The sequence below is a fragment of the Chroococcidiopsis sp. CCNUC1 genome (assembly GCF_023546805.1).
In the GTDB taxonomy this organism is placed as follows: domain Bacteria; phylum Cyanobacteriota; class Cyanobacteriia; order Cyanobacteriales; family Chroococcidiopsidaceae; genus Chroococcidiopsis; species Chroococcidiopsis thermalis.
This window is the reverse complement of the sequence record NZ_CP097480.1, coordinates 2,733,422-2,755,128: the sequence shown is the minus strand read 5'-3', so window position 1 is coordinate 2,755,128 and position 21,707 is coordinate 2,733,422. Positions and strand designations below refer to the sequence as shown.

General features: G+C 42.5%; 19 protein-coding genes and 2 pseudogenes. 6 read left to right on the top strand and 15 right to left on the bottom strand.

The window, feature by feature from the left end; all coding sequences use genetic code 11:
• Positions 1-3 precede the first annotated feature (3 nt).
• Both M5J74_RS12905 and hepC read right to left on the bottom strand, forming a co-directional pair.
• Complete coding sequence (locus M5J74_RS12905; RefSeq protein ID WP_015154497.1) at positions 4-279, bottom strand: hypothetical protein; 276 nt, start codon at positions 277-279, stop codon at positions 4-6.
• 251 nt (positions 280-530) lie between these two features.
• A complete protein-coding gene (gene hepC, locus M5J74_RS12900; RefSeq protein WP_015154496.1) occupies positions 531-1,361 on the bottom strand; it encodes a heterocyst development glycosyltransferase HepC in 831 nt (276 codons plus the stop codon).
• Positions 1,362-2,484: 1,123 nt separating this feature from the next.
• Between hepC and M5J74_RS12895 the strand changes: the two genes are divergently transcribed.
• Complete coding sequence (locus M5J74_RS12895) at positions 2,485-2,841, top strand: PleD family two-component system response regulator (protein ID WP_015154495.1); 357 nt, start codon at positions 2,485-2,487, stop codon at positions 2,839-2,841.
• Between the two features lie 74 nt (positions 2,842-2,915).
• Here M5J74_RS12895 and M5J74_RS12890 read toward each other — a convergent pair whose 3' ends face one another.
• From M5J74_RS12890 to M5J74_RS12880, 3 genes are all read right to left on the bottom strand, one after another.
• The gene (locus M5J74_RS12890; protein ID WP_250016897.1) at positions 2,916-4,796 is read right to left on the bottom strand and encodes a right-handed parallel beta-helix repeat-containing protein; all 1,881 of its coding nucleotides are present in this window, start codon (positions 4,794-4,796) and stop codon (positions 2,916-2,918) included.
• Between the two features lie 461 nt (positions 4,797-5,257).
• Positions 5,258-6,178, bottom strand: a complete 921-nt coding sequence (locus M5J74_RS12885; protein WP_127023917.1) for a hypothetical protein — start codon at positions 6,176-6,178, stop codon at positions 5,258-5,260.
• Between the two features lie 247 nt (positions 6,179-6,425).
• Positions 6,426-7,457 (bottom strand): GDP-mannose 4,6-dehydratase, encoded by a 1,032-nt coding sequence (locus tag M5J74_RS12880; RefSeq protein WP_015154492.1) that lies wholly within the window; start codon positions 7,455-7,457, stop codon positions 6,426-6,428.
• A 526-nt stretch (positions 7,458-7,983) separates the two neighbouring features.
• Between M5J74_RS12880 and M5J74_RS12875 the strand changes: the two genes are divergently transcribed.
• Positions 7,984-9,225, top strand: coding sequence for a glycosyltransferase family 4 protein (locus M5J74_RS12875; RefSeq protein ID WP_015154491.1), 1,242 nt, complete (start codon positions 7,984-7,986; stop codon positions 9,223-9,225).
• A 58-nt stretch (positions 9,226-9,283) separates the two neighbouring features.
• Here M5J74_RS12875 and M5J74_RS12870 read toward each other — a convergent pair whose 3' ends face one another.
• Genes M5J74_RS12870 through M5J74_RS12855 form a run of 4 tightly spaced genes read right to left on the bottom strand, consistent with a single transcriptional unit; the run spans position 9,284 to position 11,159 of the window.
• Positions 9,284-10,132 (bottom strand): hypothetical protein, encoded by an 849-nt coding sequence (locus tag M5J74_RS12870; protein ID WP_250016896.1) that lies wholly within the window; start codon positions 10,130-10,132, stop codon positions 9,284-9,286.
• 14 nt (positions 10,133-10,146) lie between these two features.
• Complete coding sequence (locus M5J74_RS12865) at positions 10,147-10,668, bottom strand: alpha-amylase family glycosyl hydrolase (RefSeq protein WP_250016895.1); 522 nt, start codon at positions 10,666-10,668, stop codon at positions 10,147-10,149.
• A gap of 24 nt (positions 10,669-10,692) precedes the next feature.
• Entirely contained in the window at positions 10,693-11,013 is a 321-nt protein-coding gene (locus M5J74_RS12860) for a hypothetical protein (RefSeq protein ID WP_250016893.1), read from the bottom strand.
• Positions 11,010-11,159 (bottom strand): hypothetical protein, encoded by a 150-nt coding sequence (locus tag M5J74_RS12855; RefSeq protein WP_250016892.1) that lies wholly within the window; start codon positions 11,157-11,159, stop codon positions 11,010-11,012. The genes M5J74_RS12860 and M5J74_RS12855 overlap by 4 nt, the downstream gene beginning before the upstream one ends.
• A 121-nt stretch (positions 11,160-11,280) precedes the next feature.
• Between M5J74_RS12855 and M5J74_RS12850 the strand changes: the two genes are divergently transcribed.
• Positions 11,281-11,454: a hypothetical protein gene (locus M5J74_RS12850; protein ID WP_250016891.1), complete on the top strand. Its 174-nt coding sequence runs from the start codon at positions 11,281-11,283 to the stop codon at positions 11,452-11,454.
• Between the two features lie 245 nt (positions 11,455-11,699).
• Here the strand turns inward: M5J74_RS12850 and M5J74_RS12845 are convergent, their stop codons facing one another.
• Positions 11,700-13,199, bottom strand: coding sequence for a S10 family peptidase (locus tag M5J74_RS12845; RefSeq protein WP_371934034.1), 1,500 nt, complete (start codon positions 13,197-13,199; stop codon positions 11,700-11,702).
• A gap of 84 nt (positions 13,200-13,283) precedes the next feature.
• Here M5J74_RS12845 and M5J74_RS12840 point away from each other — a divergent pair, with 84 nt between their 5' ends.
• On the top strand, positions 13,284-14,624 hold the full coding sequence (locus M5J74_RS12840) for a cytochrome P450 (protein WP_250016889.1): 1,341 nt from the start codon (positions 13,284-13,286) through the stop codon (positions 14,622-14,624).
• Positions 14,625-14,626: 2 nt separating this feature from the next.
• Here M5J74_RS12840 and M5J74_RS12835 read toward each other — a convergent pair whose 3' ends face one another.
• Positions 14,627-14,827 (bottom strand): hypothetical protein, encoded by a 201-nt coding sequence (locus tag M5J74_RS12835; protein ID WP_250016888.1) that lies wholly within the window; start codon positions 14,825-14,827, stop codon positions 14,627-14,629.
• A 3-nt stretch (positions 14,828-14,830) separates the two neighbouring features.
• On the opposite strand from M5J74_RS12835, the pseudogene M5J74_RS33425 reads away from it, so the two are divergent.
• Positions 14,831-15,137 (top strand): annotated as a pseudogene (locus tag M5J74_RS33425) (DUF1579 family protein); the annotation flags it as partial.
• 494 nt (positions 15,138-15,631) lie between these two features.
• On the opposite strand, the gene M5J74_RS12825 reads toward M5J74_RS33425, so the two are convergent.
• The 4 genes and pseudogenes from M5J74_RS12825 to M5J74_RS33420 all read right to left on the bottom strand — a co-directional run.
• Positions 15,632-16,759, bottom strand: coding sequence for a PepSY domain-containing protein (locus M5J74_RS12825; protein WP_250016885.1), 1,128 nt, complete (start codon positions 16,757-16,759; stop codon positions 15,632-15,634).
• 73 nt (positions 16,760-16,832) lie between these two features.
• On the bottom strand, positions 16,833-19,397 hold the full coding sequence (locus M5J74_RS12820; RefSeq protein WP_015154482.1) for a TonB-dependent receptor domain-containing protein: 2,565 nt from the start codon (positions 19,395-19,397) through the stop codon (positions 16,833-16,835).
• Between the two features lie 144 nt (positions 19,398-19,541).
• Positions 19,542-20,510 (bottom strand): AraC family transcriptional regulator, encoded by a 969-nt coding sequence (locus tag M5J74_RS12815; RefSeq protein ID WP_250016884.1) that lies wholly within the window; start codon positions 20,508-20,510, stop codon positions 19,542-19,544.
• Between the two features lie 145 nt (positions 20,511-20,655).
• Positions 20,656-21,024: pseudogene (locus tag M5J74_RS33420) on the bottom strand (ABC transporter ATP-binding protein); the annotation flags it as partial.
• Positions 21,025-21,162: 138 nt separating this feature from the next.
• On the opposite strand from M5J74_RS33420, the gene M5J74_RS12800 reads away from it, so the two are divergent.
• Positions 21,163-21,363 (top strand): hypothetical protein, encoded by a 201-nt coding sequence (locus M5J74_RS12800; RefSeq protein WP_051033224.1) that lies wholly within the window; start codon positions 21,163-21,165, stop codon positions 21,361-21,363.
• Positions 21,364-21,707: the final 344 nt, after the last annotated feature.

Below are 21,707 nucleotides of genomic sequence, written 5' to 3'. Positions count from 1 at the left end.
CACTTATCTAGGTATAAGTCGAAAATTTTCTTTCAAAAAACTTAGCATGTCGTACACGCGCATAACTAGGGATACATTATCGAAATCTTCGCAAAATGACTCTTCAGTGAAATTGTTATAGAGGCAGTAATAACATTCATCGCCGTAAGCTACAGTCATTGTCCAAACATCGATAGTGAAGGTATAAACGACTGCACCTGCATCCTCATTATACTCGCTGTAGACAAAATGGTTGTTCACCAGAAACTGTTTTAGAGCAGCTACTTGTAAGGGGTTCATCCCTAATGTACCTTCCTCGAAAATATAATTTTCTGTTCTACATCTTTAGGTTGCAACACCTTCTGGTTAAGACTAAATCCCTATCCTTTTTTCAGGAAGTGAGAGACTCTTCAAGATTTTGCTATTCTTAACCGGAATATATTGCTTTAGCTCGGGCAATTCGCTTTGCTAGATAATACTCAATTCGTTTGAAGGAGTAATAACATACCAAATAGCTCCTCAACCAATTCCCTACCACTATCTTTTATTCCTTATTTTTTCGCCCACAAGTTAAAATTCAGATGGGAAAGAGCGATTATCCCTGGTAGTGCATTCAGTTGCCTCTGGCTATCAGGAGCAAGTCTTATAGCATCCTTTAAACCGTAAGCTGATGAACCTACAAAGCTCATGTCACCTCGTACCACATTTAGTAGTTGTGGCAGCTTATTCAAGCTATATTTACGCATCCAACAACCTAGTCTTGTAACATGCAAATCATTACACTTATCTGGATCTTGCCGATCGTTTGTGGTTTGATGGTGTTGCGTTGTCAAATTTGAAGCCGTTGTACGGAATTCGATCCTCTGAAACAGCTTGCCCCTTTCTCCAACACACCATTGATAGGAAAAAATTCGCCCTGGTGAGTCAAAATAAATGAGTAGGGAAAGCCCTAAAAAGACTGGACTAAGAGTTAGTAATAATACAATAGCAATAACGCGATCGACTATTCGTTTTACCCACCAGCTAAACCGATGTTGATGTTTGCGAAGTCCCTGTGCGGGAGGAATTCGTAAAAAAGTCACCTTCTCTGTTTGCTTGCAGACATCTGCCCAAAGTTGGATCGCGATCGCACCTAAAGCTGGATCTATGCGAACTAAACGCGCGGGACAATATTGCAGCCACTCAGTCAAAAACTGTCGATCCCGAGATGAAAGTAGACTACTACGATCTTGACTGGAAGCAAGCTTTACTAAAAGCTGTCCCTGCCGAAGTTTCACCTCATAGTTGGGACTTATACTCTCTATTTGCCCGTACTTCAGAGGAGAGGCACTAGAATAGCCATCTAAAACTCTTAGAGCGAGGTTCAATTCAGAATTTTGCATAGTGAGGTATCGATAAAGGCTATGAAAACTGTTGCTCAAAAGCGGTGTTGATTTATCATCTGTTGCGCTAATCTTTCCGCGATTACTACTTTGCTATCTTCAGACTTAGCAAAATGACTTTATTGTGAAGCTTTCGTCAATTCTGAGTAGCGTTCGCTGCACAATTTAAATACATGTTGCGATCTATTTTCATTAGAGTGCGCTCGCTCGAACTCAGCACGTAGAGTCTATTCTCTTGGTCCGGTATAGTGCACTCTAAGTGTCTTCTCTAACAGACTAGATGTCGAGCTTTCTTACAAGCTCCGAACCTCTTTTAAGTTTTCGATTTGTCTACCTATTGGCTTACAAAAAATAGTTTATCGTTGAGTCACAACTGAATTTCTTATAAACTATTATTTTTAAAATAAGAACTGCCAAAACTTTAATTATTTATATTCTATCAATTTATTACTAGCTTGGCAAGACTACTCTTCAAATACTATAATATCCCTGAACTTTTCCTCATAGACAGTAGTAAATAGACTCCGCATAGTTAAAGCTAGTAGTATTTTTGTATGAAAAATTGTCTGTTAACTATAAATAATATTGCTACTTTGTAGTAATTTCAACAACCTTTATATTTTTTAATCACTCTCAACAAGAGAGCGATTGCTAATGCAGCACACCTCCGAAAACATTATTTATATTGGGTAAACCTTGAAAATAGCTATGGCGGTTTTCAATTGGATGCAATACACGTCTGGTAGGGGCGCTTTCTCTGTGCGCCCCTACAAATGTCATCCATACAATCGAGAATTGCTATAAATCACAGCAAGAATGCCAGCGTGTTCAAAAGTGGCTCAAAGATGAATTTAACTAGATTGTTTCTACTTCAACTAAATTAATCTAGGTCAGCCAATAGTCTAAATGTGTAAATTTTACACATTTAGACTTGCTAATTTTGCTTTTACTGTTATAGCTACTTCCTTGCTATCTGATGTAGCTCGTTAGGTAAATCTCCGCCGCGCTAGTTTAGGAAAGCAAAATTCATCTTTATTAACAGCAAGTTTTCCGTAACAGTTTTTGTTACGTATTTGTAAGATTTACTTTTTATCTTTGTCACCTCATATTCAAAAGAGCTGTAATGGAGATTTTAGTAATCGACTATGATGAATATTCTCTACTATTAATTGACGATTTTCTTACCTTGAATAATTTTCAAGTTCTGACTGCAAATAATGCTCGAACAGGTTTACAAATAGCTAGAGAACAACAGCCAGACTTAATTATTTGCGAACTCAATCTACCGAGGCTAAGTGGATACGAAGTTTTAAGAATATTGCGCAGCGAACCATCTACAGCTGGTATACCGTTTTGGTTTCTTTCATTTGAGGCAGACATGGCAACTCGTCGCCGTGCTTTACAACAAGGAGCTGACGGTTATTTTACTAAACCTATAAACTTAAACGAATTACTCTCGGCAATTCGAGATCGGTTTTGACTGCGATCGCCGAGTCGCCGAGACATTTTACGAAAAGCGATTGTATGCTGGTGAGAGTAGCTTTGTATGAAGAGTCATCTTTCTAGAAAGGTGTCTTGTGGATCGCCTTGAATAGAGGAACCTGCAACCAATCCAACAGCACCATATTCGTAAGCCCCCACATCTGGCTTTCCATCAGGTATAGGCATGTTTATGCCTAACAAGGGAACCGCAGCGTCGATCGAAGGAGAATGACTGCGCAGGCGAAAGTCCCCTGTTCTCGGATTTACAAATTCCGAAGATACAACCCCTCCCCGATTATTCGAGATTGCAGCGCCACCACTCTTGTCGTAATATGTCGTTCCTGGCAACTGTGCAATATTGTTCGATATCCGGCTATTCTTCGTGCCACCACCCTTACCATTCCAGTTTCCGGCGAAAAAGACAGCCTTATCGTCATAACCCCAGAGGGTATTGTTATCTACAAAAACGTCCTTGATAGCGTGACCGTTATAGTGAATGAATATTGCCCAATTAATTCGCCCACCAGTATTAGTAACATTGTGATGGATGTATGCACCATGCGTTCCATCATCTAGATAAATTGCCATACCTTTTCCATTGTCAACAAAAGAAGTGTTGACTAAGCCAATGTAATTGTATGCAATGACACCACCCTCAAGAGTTCTCTTATCTGTCGGGCGATCGCAGAAATTGCAAATATAAATTCCCGATTGTCCGCTGTCAAGCAGTAGCCGCCCCGTGTCGGAGATGGAGTTATACACGATCTGGGAACGACGTATGCTTCCGGCATGAATCCCCGTGCCAGCACTCTTTCGTACCGTATTTCTGAAGATCCTATTGTCATTACCACTGACAATAATTGGAGCGCCCTGGCTGCCCCAAGCTAAGTCCTCAACAAAATTATTCTCAATGGTTGTGCGACTGCCTGATATTGAGATTCCCGCACCCCATCCGTGTCCGATATACGAATTCTTAACGGTATTATCGGAACCCGAGACAGAAATTCCTGGAAATGCCACATAGCCGTGACCGTTGTAATTTGCTTGAAAGGGAGAATGGTAGCGAAAGATCGAGCGATCGATCGTGCAGTTGACTGCATTCTCCATCCGCACGGAAGCACCTCGAAAGACGATGCCTTTGATTGTCACATTTTTGCGCTGACTCAGATCGAATCCCCACAGTCTTACTTGAGCTTCAACAAGCTTTGATGTCAGCATCTCTTTATTTGGTGGATAGATGTAAAGGGTTGAATTTCCCCAATACCATTCACCTGGCGCATCAAGTGCATTTAAGTGGTTGATGATAAAGCCTCTACCGCTGCCCTCAAATTCATGCCACGCAGGGTTAGAGATCGTCTCGGTAATTTCTGTTAGAGCGAGTTTGTTGCCACTAGAAGAAGCGATCTTGCCTATGTTGGGAGCATAAAAGTTATCTCCATTGAGTCCGAGGAAGTAGCCTCCATTCCAAAAGCCGCTAAATACGTTCATGCCGTTCAAAAACTGGACGTTTGCCCTTCCTCTACCATTGTTATTGACTTGTGTAGCGCCCCATGTTCTCGAATCGAGGTAATCGTTACCTACATTAGGATATCGGGCAAGAGAAAGATAGTTGCCTTGAACAAATACGGCATACACCTTTTTGGGCAGTGAAGTACGGAAGACATTATCTGAATGACGAAACCAATTGCTGACAAGATCTGTACCTGTCACTACAACCCGCTCTCCAGGCGCAGCCACAAAGGTTTGTCCGTCTTTCGGTATGACCGTTTCTCTATACACTCCTTGCCTAATAATGCACGTATCATCTGTCCCCATCGATTCGGCAGCTTTCTGAAGTGTTTTCCAGGGTCTTGCCATCGAGCCATTTCCTAATAAATCATTCCCTGACTTTGCATCGACATAGAAAGTAGTGATAGAGGCACTTTTATATGTGGATAATGTCAACATCAGCATAACAAGACCACAGAATAGTACGAGCTTAGAAACTATTTTCGATCTCATATAACTCCAGTTTTTGATATTTTAAAATCTGCTCGATTTTATCGTTAAGTTACATTTTTAGAGAAACTAGTTATATAGGGAGAATGCTTTGTTGAATTTTTGACATTTAGGTAGGCATTATTATGAAGAATAGACAGAATTATTAATGGCAAGTTCAAACCAGTTAATATTAAGGCAAAATCCATTAGAACAAATACAACAATATCCCAGAGATTGCTCCAGAAAACTTGACAATACTCTGGGATTATTTTCTAAGTAAATTAGCAGTTGTAGAATCTTTCTAAAAATAGATTTTCAGGCGATTTTCATACGTCAAAATCTATCTCTAGAGAATGCGGCTTCGCTCTAAATTTATGTTGAAAATAAGTATTAGAACCTAGCAACTTATCCTTTTTCCTAACATAATTGAAGCTTTAAGAAAAACTATAATTATTTAAAACAAACTTGATTTGAAGGATGAGTCTATCTTTCTTAGTAGGAATATTTGCTCGGTGAAAACAAAACTGATCTTCAGCAAATCCCGACCCCGCTTCTCCACAAATATTGACAATTCTCTCACTACCGTAATAATTAATTAAATCTCGTTCAGATTTATCTCTATCTATGGACAACTGATATTGTAGCTTTTTCTGACTATGACTACCTTTTACATAAGCATGGGGACCGCTGTACAAATCTACATCTGTTAGATAAAACAGAAATTGCAAGCAGCGGTAATCATCCAGATCGTAATGAAATAATCCTTGAGCGAATCGCAAGCGCTCATCTAACTGTTCTACAGGAGTAGCAAAACTCCACCAGAGCATGGTACTTTTAAGAATAGGCTCGCCCACTAAATATTTTGCAGCAATTTGCCGTAACTTAGGGTCATCTCCTAACTTTTTAATTGCCGTACAAGATCGGGAAGGCTTATAATGATAGCCAAATAAGAACGGCTTTCCATATTTAGCCTCTTCTTCTTCTTTATTGCTGAGAGTGAAAGGAAGTTCAAATCTACCATTGCCCAAATAATAGGTTTGATTAGTAAATTCTAAAATTTCGCTTAATACGTAATTTGGCAAATGAATTCCTAAGCAAACCCCATCTCGTCTTAGATTTTCCACAACGGAATCAACATCAATTTCCGTAAATAAGGAAGAGTCTGCCGTGGGAATAATAAGCTCTGGTTTACTAGCTAATAAAATCATGAGCGAACGAATAATATGTATACGCCCAAAAATAAACATGAGTAGCCATTGAGGATTTTTGAATCCATGATCGGTATACTCACCTAGCCTTCGTTTAAACTTAAAATATAGCTTGTACCAGTAAGAATAAGAAATAGTTATGCTCATAGCGGATTCGAAGTCTTTGCTACTTTGACTTAACTAGGAAAAATACAGTTGTCAATGAATATAGAAAACTTTCTTTTGAGATGCTACTGCAAATTACGAAAGTAAGCGATACAGAAAAAGTCAGAAAAGTTCAGTCCTTGTCGTTTCGATCGGTTTTAGTTAAGCTTTATTGAAAACCGCGATCGCAATGTTCGGAATTATTTCGTAATTTCGCTGGGCTTTCCAGCTAGTAATGCTGAAAGTCATTCTAAAAAGCTGTAGCTAGACCTAAATATTTATCTCTTTCCTTATTGTAGGCTGCTGTCTTCCTACCATTCACAAGCTCAGCTTGTGCTTGAAGCATCATTTGTACAACAGCATTATCGTTGAGTTTATAATGCGCTTGCCATCCCAGCTTTTTTCTGGCTTTAGCGGGATTACCTTTGCTAACAGCAATTTCTGTTGGTCTGAATAAACTTGTATCTATTACAACACGATCGCGCCAGTCTAAGCCTACACAGGCAAAGGCTGCTGCTACAAAATCTTCTAATTTGCAACTTTCTCCGGTTGCAATGACGTAATCATCTGGCTGCCCTTGTTGTAGCATTAACCACATTGCTTTAACGTACTCTGGAGCCCATCCCCAGTCACGCTGAATAGAAATATCACCTAAATAAAGCTTTTCCTTACTACCTTTAGCAATTCGGTTAGCTGCGGATACAATCTTTTGAGTGACGAATCTCTCCGGTCGCAAAGGAGATTCGTGGTTGAATAGAATACCAGAACAAGCAAACAAATCGTAGGCTTTGCGGTAGTTAGCAACTTGCCAAAAAGCGGATGCCTTAGCTACGGCATAAGGGCTTTTAGGACGGAATGGCGTAGTTTCATCTGCTGCTTTGCCTTCAGTATCTCCAAAACACTCACTCGACGCAGCATTATAAAACTTAATGGGGCGATCGATAAAGCGTAGGGCTTCTAATACATTTAAAGTACCAAGTGAGATACTTTCAAAGGTTTCAACTGGTTGATCGAAAGAGAGGCTGACTGAACTTTGTCCTGATAAATTGTATACTTCATCTGGCTGAAATTTATTCAAAATTTGTAAAACACTACGAAAGTCATTTAGGGCAACGGACTCTAATTTCAATTGTTCGCGGATTCCCAGGCGTATTAAATTTTGGAAAGAAGAAACTTGTGCGTCTCGTGATGTTCCACAAACAGCATAACCCTTATCGATTAACAACTGAGCTAGATACGCCCCATCTTGACCTGATACTCCAAAAATTAATGCTTTTTTCATAAGAAAATTCACTATTTTCCCCTGGAAAACTCAATCGCAAACTATATTTCAAAAAAAATTATGAGTAGTCGCAAGAATTAAACAATTAACAGCGATCGCAAATTTTTATGCCTTAACGTCCAAAGATTTATAAAAACCTGTTTTCTAAGGTCGTTTTGTACAAGTTTTTACATTTTAATTGATTGCTATCAGCTTTAAAAGTCTCTAACATATTCCTCTATAAATTTGCCTTAATCAATACGGATAAGTTCAGGTATTTCATAGCTAAATAAATCGAACCAAGACAATCGGAATAGAAAAAGCAAAAAGATACGTTTTTTGATGCAATTTGAGAATAGTTATATAACTGGCGATCGCATTAACTTTTCTATAACTTTTAAACATGAGATTTCATAGTCGTGCTAAACGCTACAGCGTCCTGATATCTTGGTATCTACAATAGCTCTAGTCAGACAATATTACTGAACTTTTCTAGAATGACAAAATTTGACTATTGAAGGAATATGTTGAAAAAGCGTAATTGTATATGAAAATTGCTATCTGGCATAACTTACCAAGTGGTGGTGGAAAGAGAGCCTTATATCATCACGTAAAAGGCTTATTGGAGCGCGGTCATACTTTAGAATCTTGGTGTCCTCCAACGGCAGACCAATCTTATCTTCCTTTAAATGAATTAATCAAAGAAAATATAGTACCACTTGCTCAGTCACCTATGAAAAGAAGGAGTAAGTTTATAAAACAGCCATTTTCACCTTATTTTCATGCGTTGAATAGCATCCAAGCGATGGATACACATTGTCAACAATGTGCTGCTGAAATTAACTGTGGTGGCTTCGATGTACTTTTCGCCAATGCCTGTACTTTTTTTCGCACGACTGCAATTGGTCGATATGTCAAAGTACCAACAGCTATTTATCTTCAAGAACCTAATCGGGAGCTATACGAAGCGATACCAAGCTTGCCTTGGGCAGCTATACCACCTCCGGCAAAGGCTTGGTGGTCGAATAGTTATGTCTCAGCATTTCTCAAAAATCTGATTCAGGTACAAGGGTATAGGCTTCAAGTTCGAGAAGAATTACAGAATGCGCGAGCGTTCGATGTAGTTTTAGTTAATTCCCTTTTTAGTCGAGAAAGTGTTTTAAGAGCTTATGGATTAGATGCTAAAGTTTGTTATCTAGGAATTGATACCGAACTCTTTAAGCCATCACAAGTTCCTCGCAAGAAAATTGTCGTTGGTCTTGGAAGTATTTATTCTGGCAAAGGACTTGAGCGTGCAGTTCGCGCTATCAGCACAATACAGAAAGAAAAAAGACCAGATTTAATATGGATCGGAAATTTTTCTGTCAATAATTATCAGCAGAAAGTTGCGCAGCTTGCTAGATCTTTAGAAGTTAACTTCATACCCAAGGTGCGGATCGCTGATGCTGAGATCGTCAAACTTTTGAGCCAAGCTTCAGTTATGATTTATACTCCTGTTTTAGAGCCATTTGGTTTTGCGCCTCTTGAAGCAAATGCTTGTGAAACTCCGGTTGTGGCGATCGCTGAAGGAGGAGTTAGAGAAAGTATCAAAGATGGAATTAATGGTTTTTTAATTAATGGTGACGATCCAATTTTGATTGGTAAAGCTATCTCATCTCTTTTAGATAATCCTGATATAGTAGAAAAAATGGGCGAACGAGCTAGAAAATACGTACTAGAAAATTGGAGTTGGAAGCAAGCAAATGACTGTTTAGAGAATTATTTATTCAGCTTAATAGTTAAACATTAGAAACCGCTCGGGAGGCGCTCGGTTCAGCGGTTGCCTCGATCGCGCCAAGAATGACAAACTATCTGCCTGTCTGACACTGTTGCCAAGGTTCGCGAATGAAGTAAAGGGCATCGCGTCCTTGGACTTCCATACCACCTCGATTCTGCGTTCCCCAGCGAGTGACAAATTTCTTGCCATTTTGACGACGTTCGACAGCAACTGTAAAGTTATTTCGTAATTCTCGATAACATCCTTCTATATTCGTCAGAGTTAAATCCAGCATCGGAATATCGAATTTACCTACCGCTTTATTCACCACAAAAAATCCTTCATTGCCTCGTTCCATCAACAAGACAGTTGAACTATTGACGGCAGCTAAAACATTTTCTTTGACGTTGCCACCTGCTTTACCCCGTTGGCGCATAATTTGACGAAACTTCACACCAGTTTTGATGTATGGCGCATCAGCATTATCCCAGTTGAGTATTAAGGGAGTGCCACTTTCTCTAGCTAGTACGTAAGCTGTTGCCAGGTAAGAGTCAGAAGCATCGTCGTAGGGGTTAATTGCATCAGCATTAATCTCCCGAATCGTATCGTGGTTTCTGCCAAAGGTGATGCTGCGCGAGTCATCTATGGCTGTTGGCACTCGCAGCGATCGCAAATCTCCACTGCTAGTAAATGCTGCTTTCATCGAGTTGTAAAGGATAAAGTCTGTCACAGCAGCAATCCATTTGTAATCGTCCGCACGGGTGTCGCTATCTGTAATTACCTCCAGATAATTCCAGGTCTTGCCTTGACTTTCGCGATTAATATAATCGACGTACTCTTTAACAACATTTGCTGGCATGTGCTTGGCAGCGTCAAATCGAAATCCATCAATTCCCAGGTCAAGCAGTTTCTTTAAATGAGCCTTTTGAATTTTTTTCACATTGGCAGTATATTTTAGATCGGGAAGTCCCCCAACCAACAATTCAGCTCCGAGTTTCTGTTTCCATCGCTATAATTGATATCACAGGGTTTCTTGCCAGGATTGCCTGGAGCAGAATGAAAATCATTTTGAGTCAGACCTGGAAATTTAGTTAAATCTTCAAAATTATCGCCACCACCTAAGTTAGCTGTATGGTTGAAAACAACATCAGCAATGACTTTAATTTGACATTTATGAGCTTGAGCGATTAACTGTTGTAAATCTGCTTGAGAACCTTTTCCTTCAATAACGTCATAATCTACGGGTTGATATCGCGCCCACCATTCTTGACTCGAATTAGATTTTTGGGCTGGAGGAATTTGGATGTGAGAGTATCCTCGATCGGCAAGTTGACAGACAAATTTTCTGACATCATTATAGTTTTGATTAAAAGCATGAAAAATCGCCACTGGTTGTTCTGCTACTTGTGCCAAACCAGGTAAGTTAAAAGCTATGACTAGGGAAATCGCCAAGACAACAAATTTCTGGCAACGCATAAATTTCTAGAAAGCTAAATTTATTTAATTTCCACAGGTCAAAATCCCTTCTTTAGTGCCGTCGGCTTTCGCTTGTACCTCCACCTTGGGTTGCTGTCCTGGGTAGCATCGGACTAAAACTTTATCGCTACTACGAGTCAAGTACAAAACATAAACGGCTTGACCTTTTAACTTGGCTGGAACGAGTTGCGGCGGGGTAGGTGCAGTGGCGATCGCGGGTACTAAACTGGCAATGCCAAGAAATATAATTATTGCTCCGGCGATCGCTCCCGAACAATGGCTGATAGATTGCAACATCGGTCTATCACCTTGACTAACAGTTTTGACTAAAGCCTTTTCATTCACTTTTTCGCTCTAAAAAACAGTAATTCATCCAGAAGTATACGATGCAAAATTAGCCAGCGATCGTATTCTTCATTAACAAACTTGGTGAAGACAAGATCGTCAACTGGCGCGATCGCTCCCGATATCTTGCTAAAATCTGACCACATAGCGATCGCTTTTTGGGAGTCAAAATGAAAAGCGTAGGTATACGCGAATTTAGGGACAAAGCTTCTTAGCTATTTAGCAAGTGATGAAGCGAATGCACAGAGCGCACGCTTCGCAAACGCGGTGAAACGTCACGGCAAGATCGTCGGATTTTATCTTCCAGTCAGGGAATCAGATGACGCAGAAGTTCAAGCAGCATTGATGCGACTTTCCCGAACAGTGGAATCTGCTTTGATTCAAAGCGATCGGGATGAAGAAAAACTCGCTCAGGCTTTAGATTTTTCTGTGTCCGAGTAGTATGCGCTTAGTTGTTGATGCGAATATTCTGGTAGCCGAGCCGATCCGCAAGCGGGGACGAGATTTAATCATTCATCCAGAGGTAGAACTATACATGGCACAGATGGCTTAGGAAGAGACTTGTCACGAGTTGGGTAAGCGGGTGGAGAGGATGGTACGAAAGGGAGTGTTTTCCCAGAAGATCGGGCAAAATCTATTAACTGAGGCGATCGCTTTAGCTGATTCTACTTTTGGTTAGCAATTATTCATGCTATGGCATTTTGATAGAACTCCCGCATCTGAGCAAACCATTGCTGGCGTGATTCAGCCCAGGTATAAAACATATGTCCCCCTGGATAATGTTTCAACGTCAGATTGCTACGAATTTCAGAATTGAGTTTCATCTGACTGACTAAATGGTTGGAGGCAAAATAAGGCGTAACCAAGTCAAATATTCCATGCGAGATCGACACCTGCATATATGGATTGAGCGTCATTCCCACCCGCAGGTCGTCCACCGATCCTTGAAATCCTTGTTTCCAATCACCTTTGAAATCAAATTGCCAAGCTTTGAGCGTTTCTAAATTCAGCAGACGGTAGGTTAAATCAGTTTCCACACCTAAAGTCTGCCGCAAATGACTGTTAATTGCTCCTGTAAACAGTCGATCTAAGCCATCTAGCGTTGGGTCAGTGCCTTCGTAGGTCATGCGATCGGGAAACGGATCGATCGCCGTAATTGAAGCATCGTACAACCCGACGATTCTCTGGCGATCGCGCAACAGTTCCCTCGCAAAGACTTCGATTCTAATTCGTCCACCCAGCCGTTCGACAACCGACAGTGGTATTCCAGTTAATCCAGCCAACTGCTGATAAATCGCCTGACGCTCATCTTCAGGAAACGCCTCTCCCATTGCTAGCATTGGGATTAGACTTTGACGGGCAAATTGTTCGGCAGCAGCCATATGAGCTGGCAAATCTCCTCTTTGCCCAGCCCATTGCGCGCGATCGTGATGCGCTGCGGCGGCTGCTAGCGAGGGTAATACTGTTGCCCAAGTCGTCAGGTTGTAATCGTTTGCTTCTAGCAAGCTAAATTCTAAAGCTGGCGAGATCAAAATCGCACCAGAAAGACCAACGCCAAATTCTTGTTGCAGCTGACGAGCTAACTTAGCCACGCGAAAACCGCCATAACTCTCGCCTGCAATGAAGATAGGAGACAGCCAGCGGTGGTGGCGCGACAGAAACCGCACGATAAACTCGCCGATCGCTTTCAAGTCTCGCTCGACTCCCCAAAATTGAGTTTCCTGGGATGAGTCTGGCTCGTTAGAGTTAGATTTCTCATTCTTCTGCTCTGGAGTTTCTTTCTCTGGTGGCAAAACGCGGCTGAAGCCCGTACCGATCGGATCGATAAAGACTAAATCCGTAAAGCTCAACCAACTTTCAGTATTTTCTACCACTCGCACGGGTGGCTTTGGCAAACTACCGCGATCGCTAAAAGAGAGGCGTTTGGGACCTAGCGCCCCCATGTGCAAATAAGCAGAAGCAGCTCCAGGTCCACCGTTGAAAACAAAAGTTAGCGGTCGTGGCGAGGCGGCATCAGTCTTCACGAGATACGCCACATGAAACATTTGGGCGATCGGTTTTTCTCGCTCGAATAACGTTTGCCACTGAGCCAAAGCTGTGTAGCTTATCTGTTGCGATGGCAGCGATAGTGTATGCTCGGTCTGACTGGATTGATGATTTACTGGTAGGTTAGATGTGTCGGACATATCAGGTGGCGATCGCATTGCACACATCACATGGTAGGCGATCGCGCGATCGTGAGTGAAAGATTTATCAGATGGAGAACGATCGTGTTGGCTCAATTACCGAATCCCATTACTAGTCCTGCTTGGTGGCAACTGATGAATTGGATTGCCGACCCAATTGGGTTTCAGGACAAATGCAGTCAAAAATATGGAGACATATTTACCATGCATCTGAGCGGCATCGGCTCTTATGTAGTCATTGGTAATCCGCAAGCAATTGGGGAAATCTTCAACCAAGATGCCAAATTTGATGTCGGTCGTGGCAATGCAATTGCAGAACCTTTAGTCGGGCGCAATTCACTCATGTTAGTCGATGGCGATCGTCATCGACGAGAACGAAAATTGTTAATGCCTCCTTTTCATGGCGAAAGACTACAAACTTACGCCAAACAAATCTGTCTGATTACCGAACAGATTGCTAGCTCCTGGCAAGTCGGTCAATCTTTTGTAGCTCGGACTACCATGCAAAAGATCAGCCTAGAGGTAATTCTACAAGTCGTTTTTGGCTTGAGTGAAGGAGAACGCTATCAACAACTAAAGCCCCTACTCACAGAATGGCTGGACATGACTGATTCTCCCCTCAAATCCAGCATGTTATTTTTACAGTTTTTACAAAAAGATTGGGGTGCATGGAGTCCTTGGGGGCAGATGAAACAGCGACAACATCACGTTCGCGCTTTGCTGCAAGCAGAAATTGAGGAGAGAAGAGCCAAAGATATCAAAGGGCGTGATGTCCTCAGTCTGATGATGGCAGCACGAGATGAAAACGGACAAGCAATGACCGATGAGGAATTAAAAGACGAACTACTGACGATTTTATTTGCTGGGCATGAAACCACAGCAACAACGCTGGCTTGGGCTTTATATCAAATTCATCAACACCCAGATGTCCGCGATCGGTTGCTGCACGAACTAGATAGTTTAGGGGAATTTGCCCCAATGAAAATTGCTCAACTGCCTTACCTAAGTGCAGTTTGTCAAGAAACACTGCGGATGTATCCGGTGATTCCCGTCATTTTTCCCCGCATTACTAAATCGCCAACGAAAATTGCCGGATATTTATTTGAAGCCCAAACAGCCTTAATGCCAAGTATTTATTTAGTGCATTATCGGGAAGACTTGTATCCCAACGCTAAACAATTTCAGCCAGAGCGGTTTCTAGAGCGCCAGTATTCTCCTTCGGAATATCTTCCTTTTGGTGGTGGCAGTCGGCGATGTTTGGGATACGCTTTAGCTGGGTTAGAAATGAAATTGGTCTTGGCGACGATTTTATCCAAGTATCAACTTGCCTTAGTAGAAGATAAACCCGTGCAAATACAACGTCGTGGGTTTACGCTTGCTCCTCAAGGTGGGGTAAGTATGGTAGTGAGTGCAAAATCTATTTAGAGTCACGGATAAGCATTGATGGTATCCCGCAGGCTTTTGTCTTGTAAGTTGACTCCAATACCTTCAAGTGCTGTAATGTGCTGGGCAAACAACTCTAGCTTAGATTCATCTAAATATACGTCAGGTAGCAGTGAATCTCGAATTTCCTCTCCTCGTGACTTGGGATGGTAGACTTGCCGAACAGCGCGAGAGATTTCTTTCATTAAAAACTCGTCGGTGAGTGGACGTATGAGGTTGAGGTCAAGATGGGAGCGGATCGACCTGTCGAAAGATCGACGGGAACTGAAAGCGTGCGATCGCGCTCGCAGACTCTAGGTTTTGGCTGAAGGAGAGGGCGAGATGCCTGGCTGCGGTCGCACTACCACTCTGATGACGCTCGGCTACGACCCGCAGAAGCAGCGGTACGTGAGGACGTGGATCGGGTCGATGATGACATACCTCTGGGTGTACGACGGTGGCGAACTGGACTTGGCTGAGACGGTGCTAAGGCTCAATTCTGAGGAACCTGCTATAGACAACCGTTGCGGCTCGATTGCTTCCATTTCGGCTAACAAACGAGTGGCAGCACCGACAGAGTGTTTGAGAAGATGACAGTGAGTATCCATACTCGCTTGTTGATATTCAACACTGCGAGGATGCACGGCTAATGCAACTTTACTTAGATACTGCGTCGCGTGGTAAAAATCTAATACCTGGCTGTGGGTGAGTGGCACAAGACACGTCCAATTCTCTGGTGCGCCATCGGCTAACCCTTGATAATGAGCATGGAGATATAATCGCTTTACCTGTTCGACTTCTCGTTGCATCCGTAAAAAAAATGTCTCTCGCCCATGTTCCGGTGCGGCAGCCATATAGGTGGTGTGTTGACGTTCTCCTAAAGCATGGAAATTTTCATAACCTAGCCAACTGCCAAAGATAGTCATTCCTAATAACCCAGACCCAGCCAGCCAAGGAATTGCTTTTTGATAGCGATTTTGTTCTTTTGGCACGGTTTTAGCGAATATAAGCTATGGGGGTGAATTATCGAGCGCACGTTCGGCTGGCACAATAGTTCGCTTTGACTTGTCGCGTTTTCGCAAGCGCCACATGAGAAAACCCGTAACTAATAGGATGGTAGGAGATAAACCAACGAACAGATAGAGAATACGAGAGGGTAAACCGGCAAAAGTGCCAAAGTGTATGGGTACGAATGAGTCAAATATTCGATCTGCCAAAGATTTTTCCGTTGGTACGTCTACCTTCACGATCTCACCACTAAAGCGATCTATAGAAGCAGACATCACAACCTGGTTTGGTAACTCTTTTGCTATGCGAATTACGCCTTCAGGTTTGGTGGGAAAATAAATTGAGCTAATTTCACCAGGGGGCAGCGCGGCACTAGCTTTTTGTAGTAGTGCTTCTGTAAGCTGTATGGGGGCTTTACCTGCGGCTTTAGAGACGAGTTCTACTTCTTTGGGTGGCTGTGGACTGAAGGTGAGTGCATAAATGACTGGATTCATCCATGTAGCAAAGTTCCAGATAAACCCTGTCAACATTGCCATTGCCAGAAAGATAGCTGCAATAATGCCAACAACTTTGTGTAAATCGTAATTTAGCCTTTTGGTGGTGGCATTCCACTTAATTTTGAATCCAGTTGCCAATTTGCGCCAACCAGACCAAAGCACAATCCCTGTCACGCAAAGAATTGTCGCCAGTAACCCAACAATGCCAGCCACATAAGCACCCCACTCACCACCTAGCAGGTTGATGTGGATACTGTACAAGAAATCGTTATAATCATTGTCCTGCGGACTGCCGATAATTGCTCCGGTATAGGGATGAATGCGGGCAGTCGTCCATTTATCTCCTGCTGCCCACCACCATGCCGTGACGGGTTGAGTGAGTTCTTTGGGTATTGTCAGGCTTTCGAGAGTCAGTTGGGGAAACATAGCTTGCGCTTTAGTCACGAGGGTGGCGATCGCCAGACGTTCTTGATCTGGGGCGATCGCTACTTGTCCTGCAAGCAGAGAAGTTTGCCACTCATCCAAAATCAACAAACTACCAGTCATGCCGATCGCCGCTGCTAGAATACCGATTGCTAACCCAATGTAACGGTGGGCGGTAAATACAACATCTCGAATTCGTTTTGTTTTCATTCCCAAATTCTCCGCCTTCAAGCTAAACAAGCTCACCTATTTCGGTTAAATGCCTTACTGATTCATGCTCCACTTACCAACTAATTGAGTAAGTCAAACTAACTCGCCTACCCCTTTCTAAGGCTATATCTTCATCAGGAGCTGTCAGAGATTGAGTTGGGAACGCAGAATACTCTTCATTTAATAAATTCTCCACACTTAAAGACAACGTTCCCTCACCTAAACTTAAAGTGCTAATCAAATCGAGAGTCGCATAATCATCTACAGAGCCTTGGTCTAACCCCGATTCAAAACCGCGATCGCGATCGCCAGAATAGAGAATTTGTAACCGATTGCGCCAGTTTGGTGTTGTCTGATGTTCCACGTATGCAGTTAGCTTCCAAGGATTTACACTAATCGAATCAGCAGCAATAAATTCGCCATTTTCATCTTCAAATTCTCCCTCAGTCCAATTTCCACCAACACCAAGTTTCCATGTCTCTGCTACTTGCCAATCTACTGCTGCTTCTATACCGTAGCGGCGTTCTGGAGCGCGGATCGTTTCAAATACATCTTCAGCAACTTCTTGAAAAAACGAACCTAACTCGGAAGAAGAATAAAAAGCTGCTAAATAAGCTTGTAAATTTTGCCATTGTCCGCGTACGCCAATTTCGTAGCTATCAACAATTTGAGGTTGAATGTCTTCAAGCGAACGATCGACCGAGCTACCATCAGGTAAATTATTCAGCACAAAAAATCCAGGAATAGAAAAACCTTGGGAAAAGTTGGCAAACAGACTAATATTATCAGTCGCTTTGAAATTTGCACCAATGTTAAAAACAGTCGCATCAAAACTCGGATTACCACCTTGGATATTATTACCTTCAAAGGTTGTGTAATCACCAACGTTTAATTGAGCAAATTCTTGACGAATACCGCCCAGAACCGAAAAATTATCTGTCACATCCCACTTGATTTGAGCAAACAAACCAAGCTGGCTGAGGTCAAAAGAAGGTTCGGCAAATTCATCGCTAACTTGGAGAATATTTCCGCCACTTGCGTCATATACTTCAGAATTAAAAAATAAGTATGAAGAACGATTATCTTCATGCTTATAATCTGCCCCTACCAGCAACTTTGCGCTTTGAAACAAGGATGTTTCTAGTTGTAAATTACTGTTGAATACTTCTCCTTCAGTCATAAATCTAGCTACTCTTTCAAAGAAAGCATCTTCAGCTCCTCGATCGTCAAACGCAAGCGTATTTTCTCTAATTTTTAGATAAGAAAACTGAGCTTGTAACCTGTTGTTTCCTAAAAAAGCTCTATTGTCGTAAGCTACGCTAGCAATAGTATTTTGATTGCCAGGATCTCTAGAGTCAACGTAATCTTGATTGACTCTCAATGCCTGAATTTTTTGTCTACCTGGAATCTCTCTAGTAGTCGGATCGGTAATGTAATTAATTTCTCGGCGATCGCTGGCATGATTAACAGAGAACTGTAAACGTTGTTCTTCTCCTAAAGCGATCCCCAACTTACCTAAAAGATTCAGACGTTCTGAACCTGCAAAAGTAGAATTTTCTTGGCGAATAATATCGCCTTGTGGGTCGTAAAATTGATTGTTAAATTGGGTTGCCAAATTCAAGTTGTAGTCAAAAATACCTTCTGTGCCAGCAATGCCATAACCCAACTCGTAAGCAAAGCTATCTCCTTCTAAATTTCCTAAAGCAGCAGAAACACCTAATCTAGCTGTCGATTTAAATCCTTCGATTGGTTGGCGAGTAATAATATTCACGACACCGCCACTACCACCAGCACCATAAATTCCCGTCGCACCATTGACCACTTCAATTCGTTCGACAGTGTTAGGATCGATGCTGGTCAATCCTGTGATGTTAGAAACATTAGAACCTAGAGGCACTCCATCCACTAAAATCTGCGGAGTTCGACCTCTTAAATTAGCATTAAATCGATCTGTATAATCAGGTGCGCCGTACCCTGGAACGGTATAGTTGAGGATGTCCTGTAAACTGTTATTTCCTGTAGCTTGTGCTTCAATCTCTTCTCGGTTAATTACTGTTACTGTACGCGGTAAATCTTCAACTCGTTCTTCCGTGCGAGTAGCAGTAACGACAACTTCCATTTCTGATTCTTCGGTTTGAGCAGTTGCTTGTGGAGTAACGCTCAACACCAAATCTTGCTGACTAGGGACTACCTCGGCATTTGGTGCTTGTTTGCTTCCTGTGATGGTTACTCGAATGCTACTAGCATTCAAAGGTTTGACTGTTACTTGTGCAATCTCTGCGGTGGGATTAGTTGCGGTGAATTCTTGTCGATCTGGTAGAGCCAAGACTGCATTTGGTATGTCAAGCGCTAAATTATTTTCAGATTGCGAAATTAATGGTTGCAATTTTTGCCCTGAAGGGGTGACGAGAATAACTTGTAACCCTTGTGTAGTGGGATTGAGTTTCACTCCTGTAACTTGAGTTATCGTACTATTTTCTTGCTCTTGAGCCAAAAGTTCCTTGGCACTGAAAGAAACAGGTGGTAATTCTTCAATCGTTTTTACTTGAGCAAAAACAGGTTCTATCCATAACGGCATCACAGCAGCTAAACCAACCCAAAAAGCGATCGCTTTCCATCCCACCTTCACACTCCTCATTGACACACTCCAACCAGGGCTTATAGAGAAATCTTGGCAATTATTTCAAGTGGAGATAGTCTACGTGAATTTCGAGGGTTAGTCTATCCATAGAGGAGCAATTTCGATCCCTACAGGAGGAGTTTTGCACTCCTTAGGCGATCGCTACAAAATAATCTGCTTTCCCAGACGGCACTCTGTAGGCGTAATCCCAAACTTGTCTTGAAAGGCTCTGGCAAAATGCCCCAGATGAGAGTAACCGACTTCGTTGGCGATCGCTGCTATGCTTAATTTGCCTTCTTGCAACAACAATCGTGCTTGTTCTAAGCGATACATACGCAAGTAAGCAAAGGGAGTTGTGCCGAAACAGGCGCGAAAACCTCGCTTCAACTTCATATGCTCTAGTCCCACCTGCTGGGCTAAATCTACTACAGATGGAGGGTTAGCACAGTTTTGCTGTAAGATATCTCTAGCTTGATAAACTCGCTCTACAGTGTTGCGGTTGAGCGGACGATCTCGAACTACTGCTCGTTCGAGTCGTAGCGGTTCGATCCCAAGTGCCAATAGCTCCAGCACTTTCCCTTGCAGATATATCTGCTTTGTCAGTCCTTGATAAGGGCAAGCTTGGATCTGCCGCACAATGGCGTGCATGACAGGAGCGAGCGGGCGATCGCGCCAACACTGTTGCCAATCGTTCGATGTTATTAGCATTTGTAGTTCTGGTGGTAGCTCGCCGGAACTATTGCTGTACATTCGCTTGAGCAAATCTGGCTCAAAGCCAATAGAGAGAAATATTCCTTCCCGATCGGCAGGAGATTTCCAGACTTCCTTGGGTGCAATGCCACTGCCGAAGAAGGTGTAATGGCTATTCTGACGACGGGTGGGAATCCACAGAGTAATTTCTACTTCATGCTGCCGTTCTTCACAGGCAATAGTACAGACGTTGGGGTTTGTCCAAGTACTGATTCCCAGCCAGATCCCCTCACACAAATCGATCTCCCAGAAGTGTCCGTCGCCCAACAATTGGGGAGCTTTGCCCTTCACTTCGTAAAAATCGGCAGCAAGTTCTGTCTCAACAAAATCAGTGGTTTCGTACAGTTCCCAGATATCCGCTTGGCTGAGAGTCATGGTCATAGAATTTTCGATCTATGGCAGAAGGCAGAAGGAAAAAGCCTTGCAGACAAAGGTGACACGCTGCTTTGGTGTCCTTATCTTTGGGCATTTTGCTGTGTCATTAAGAACAATACAGTAATTGCTAATCAATATCAACTAGCTGAAATTATACATTCGGGGCTAGCGGGCAGATTTGCAGACCGACAGGAGTTTCAATAATTGCTACGTGTACTCCAAAAACTTCCTCAAGATGTGCCGGAGTTAACACTTGAGTGGGAGTACCAATGGACTGAAGCTTGCCTTGTTTGAGTAAAGCAATGCGCGAGCTGTAACGAGCGGCTAAGTTGATATCGTGCAAAACGACGATGAGAGTTAATCCGTGCTGCTAGTTCAACTGCTTGAGTAGTTCGAGTAACTCCAGTTGATAGCGGATATCTAGATAGGTTGTCGGTTCGTCTAGCAGCAAAATCCGTGCATCTTGAGCTTGAAGTGGAACCGAAAAACTGGACAGGGGGTTAAGCTCTGAACCACTCAAAACATGCTAGGAGTAGTTCATGAGTAATAAACGCTCTTCAGTATAGTCCGCAATTCAAAGCAAAAGCCGCGCTCTTATGCCGTTCGAGGCGAGAAGACTGTCTCGGAATTAGCAAGCCAGTACGAAGTGCATCCCACTATGATTAACAACTGGAAACGGCAGTTGTTGGATGAAGCCAGTAGCCTTTTTGAAAAGGGGAGTGAGACGAGTAAAGCCAACGAGAGCCAACAAGCCCAGATCGATGAGTTGTATCGTCAGATTGGACAGTTGAAGGTGGAGAGGGATTTTTTAGCCAACTCTTCAGCACAGTTAGGATTGAAGAGCGAAAAACCCTGGTAGTGACTGACCATCCTCAATTGAGCATCGTAAGACAATATCAATTACTAGGAATTGCACGTTCGAGCTTCTACTATCAGCCGCAGACACCGTCAGAGCAGGAGTTAACTTACTGCGATTGATTGACCAACAGTACCTAGAAACGCCGTTCTATGGCATTCGCCTTGCTATTCGTGTATCTGGAGAGATTTCTATTCCAATTGAATCTACAAAGTGACTCATCTGTGGCTTCTGCTCATTCTGCTTTCAGGATAGATCGTCAACCGTTAGAGCAATAGAGGTAATTTGTCTATTTCTAGATCTAATTCTAGAGTGCGATCGCGCTCGTTGCTCGTTACCTACGGTTA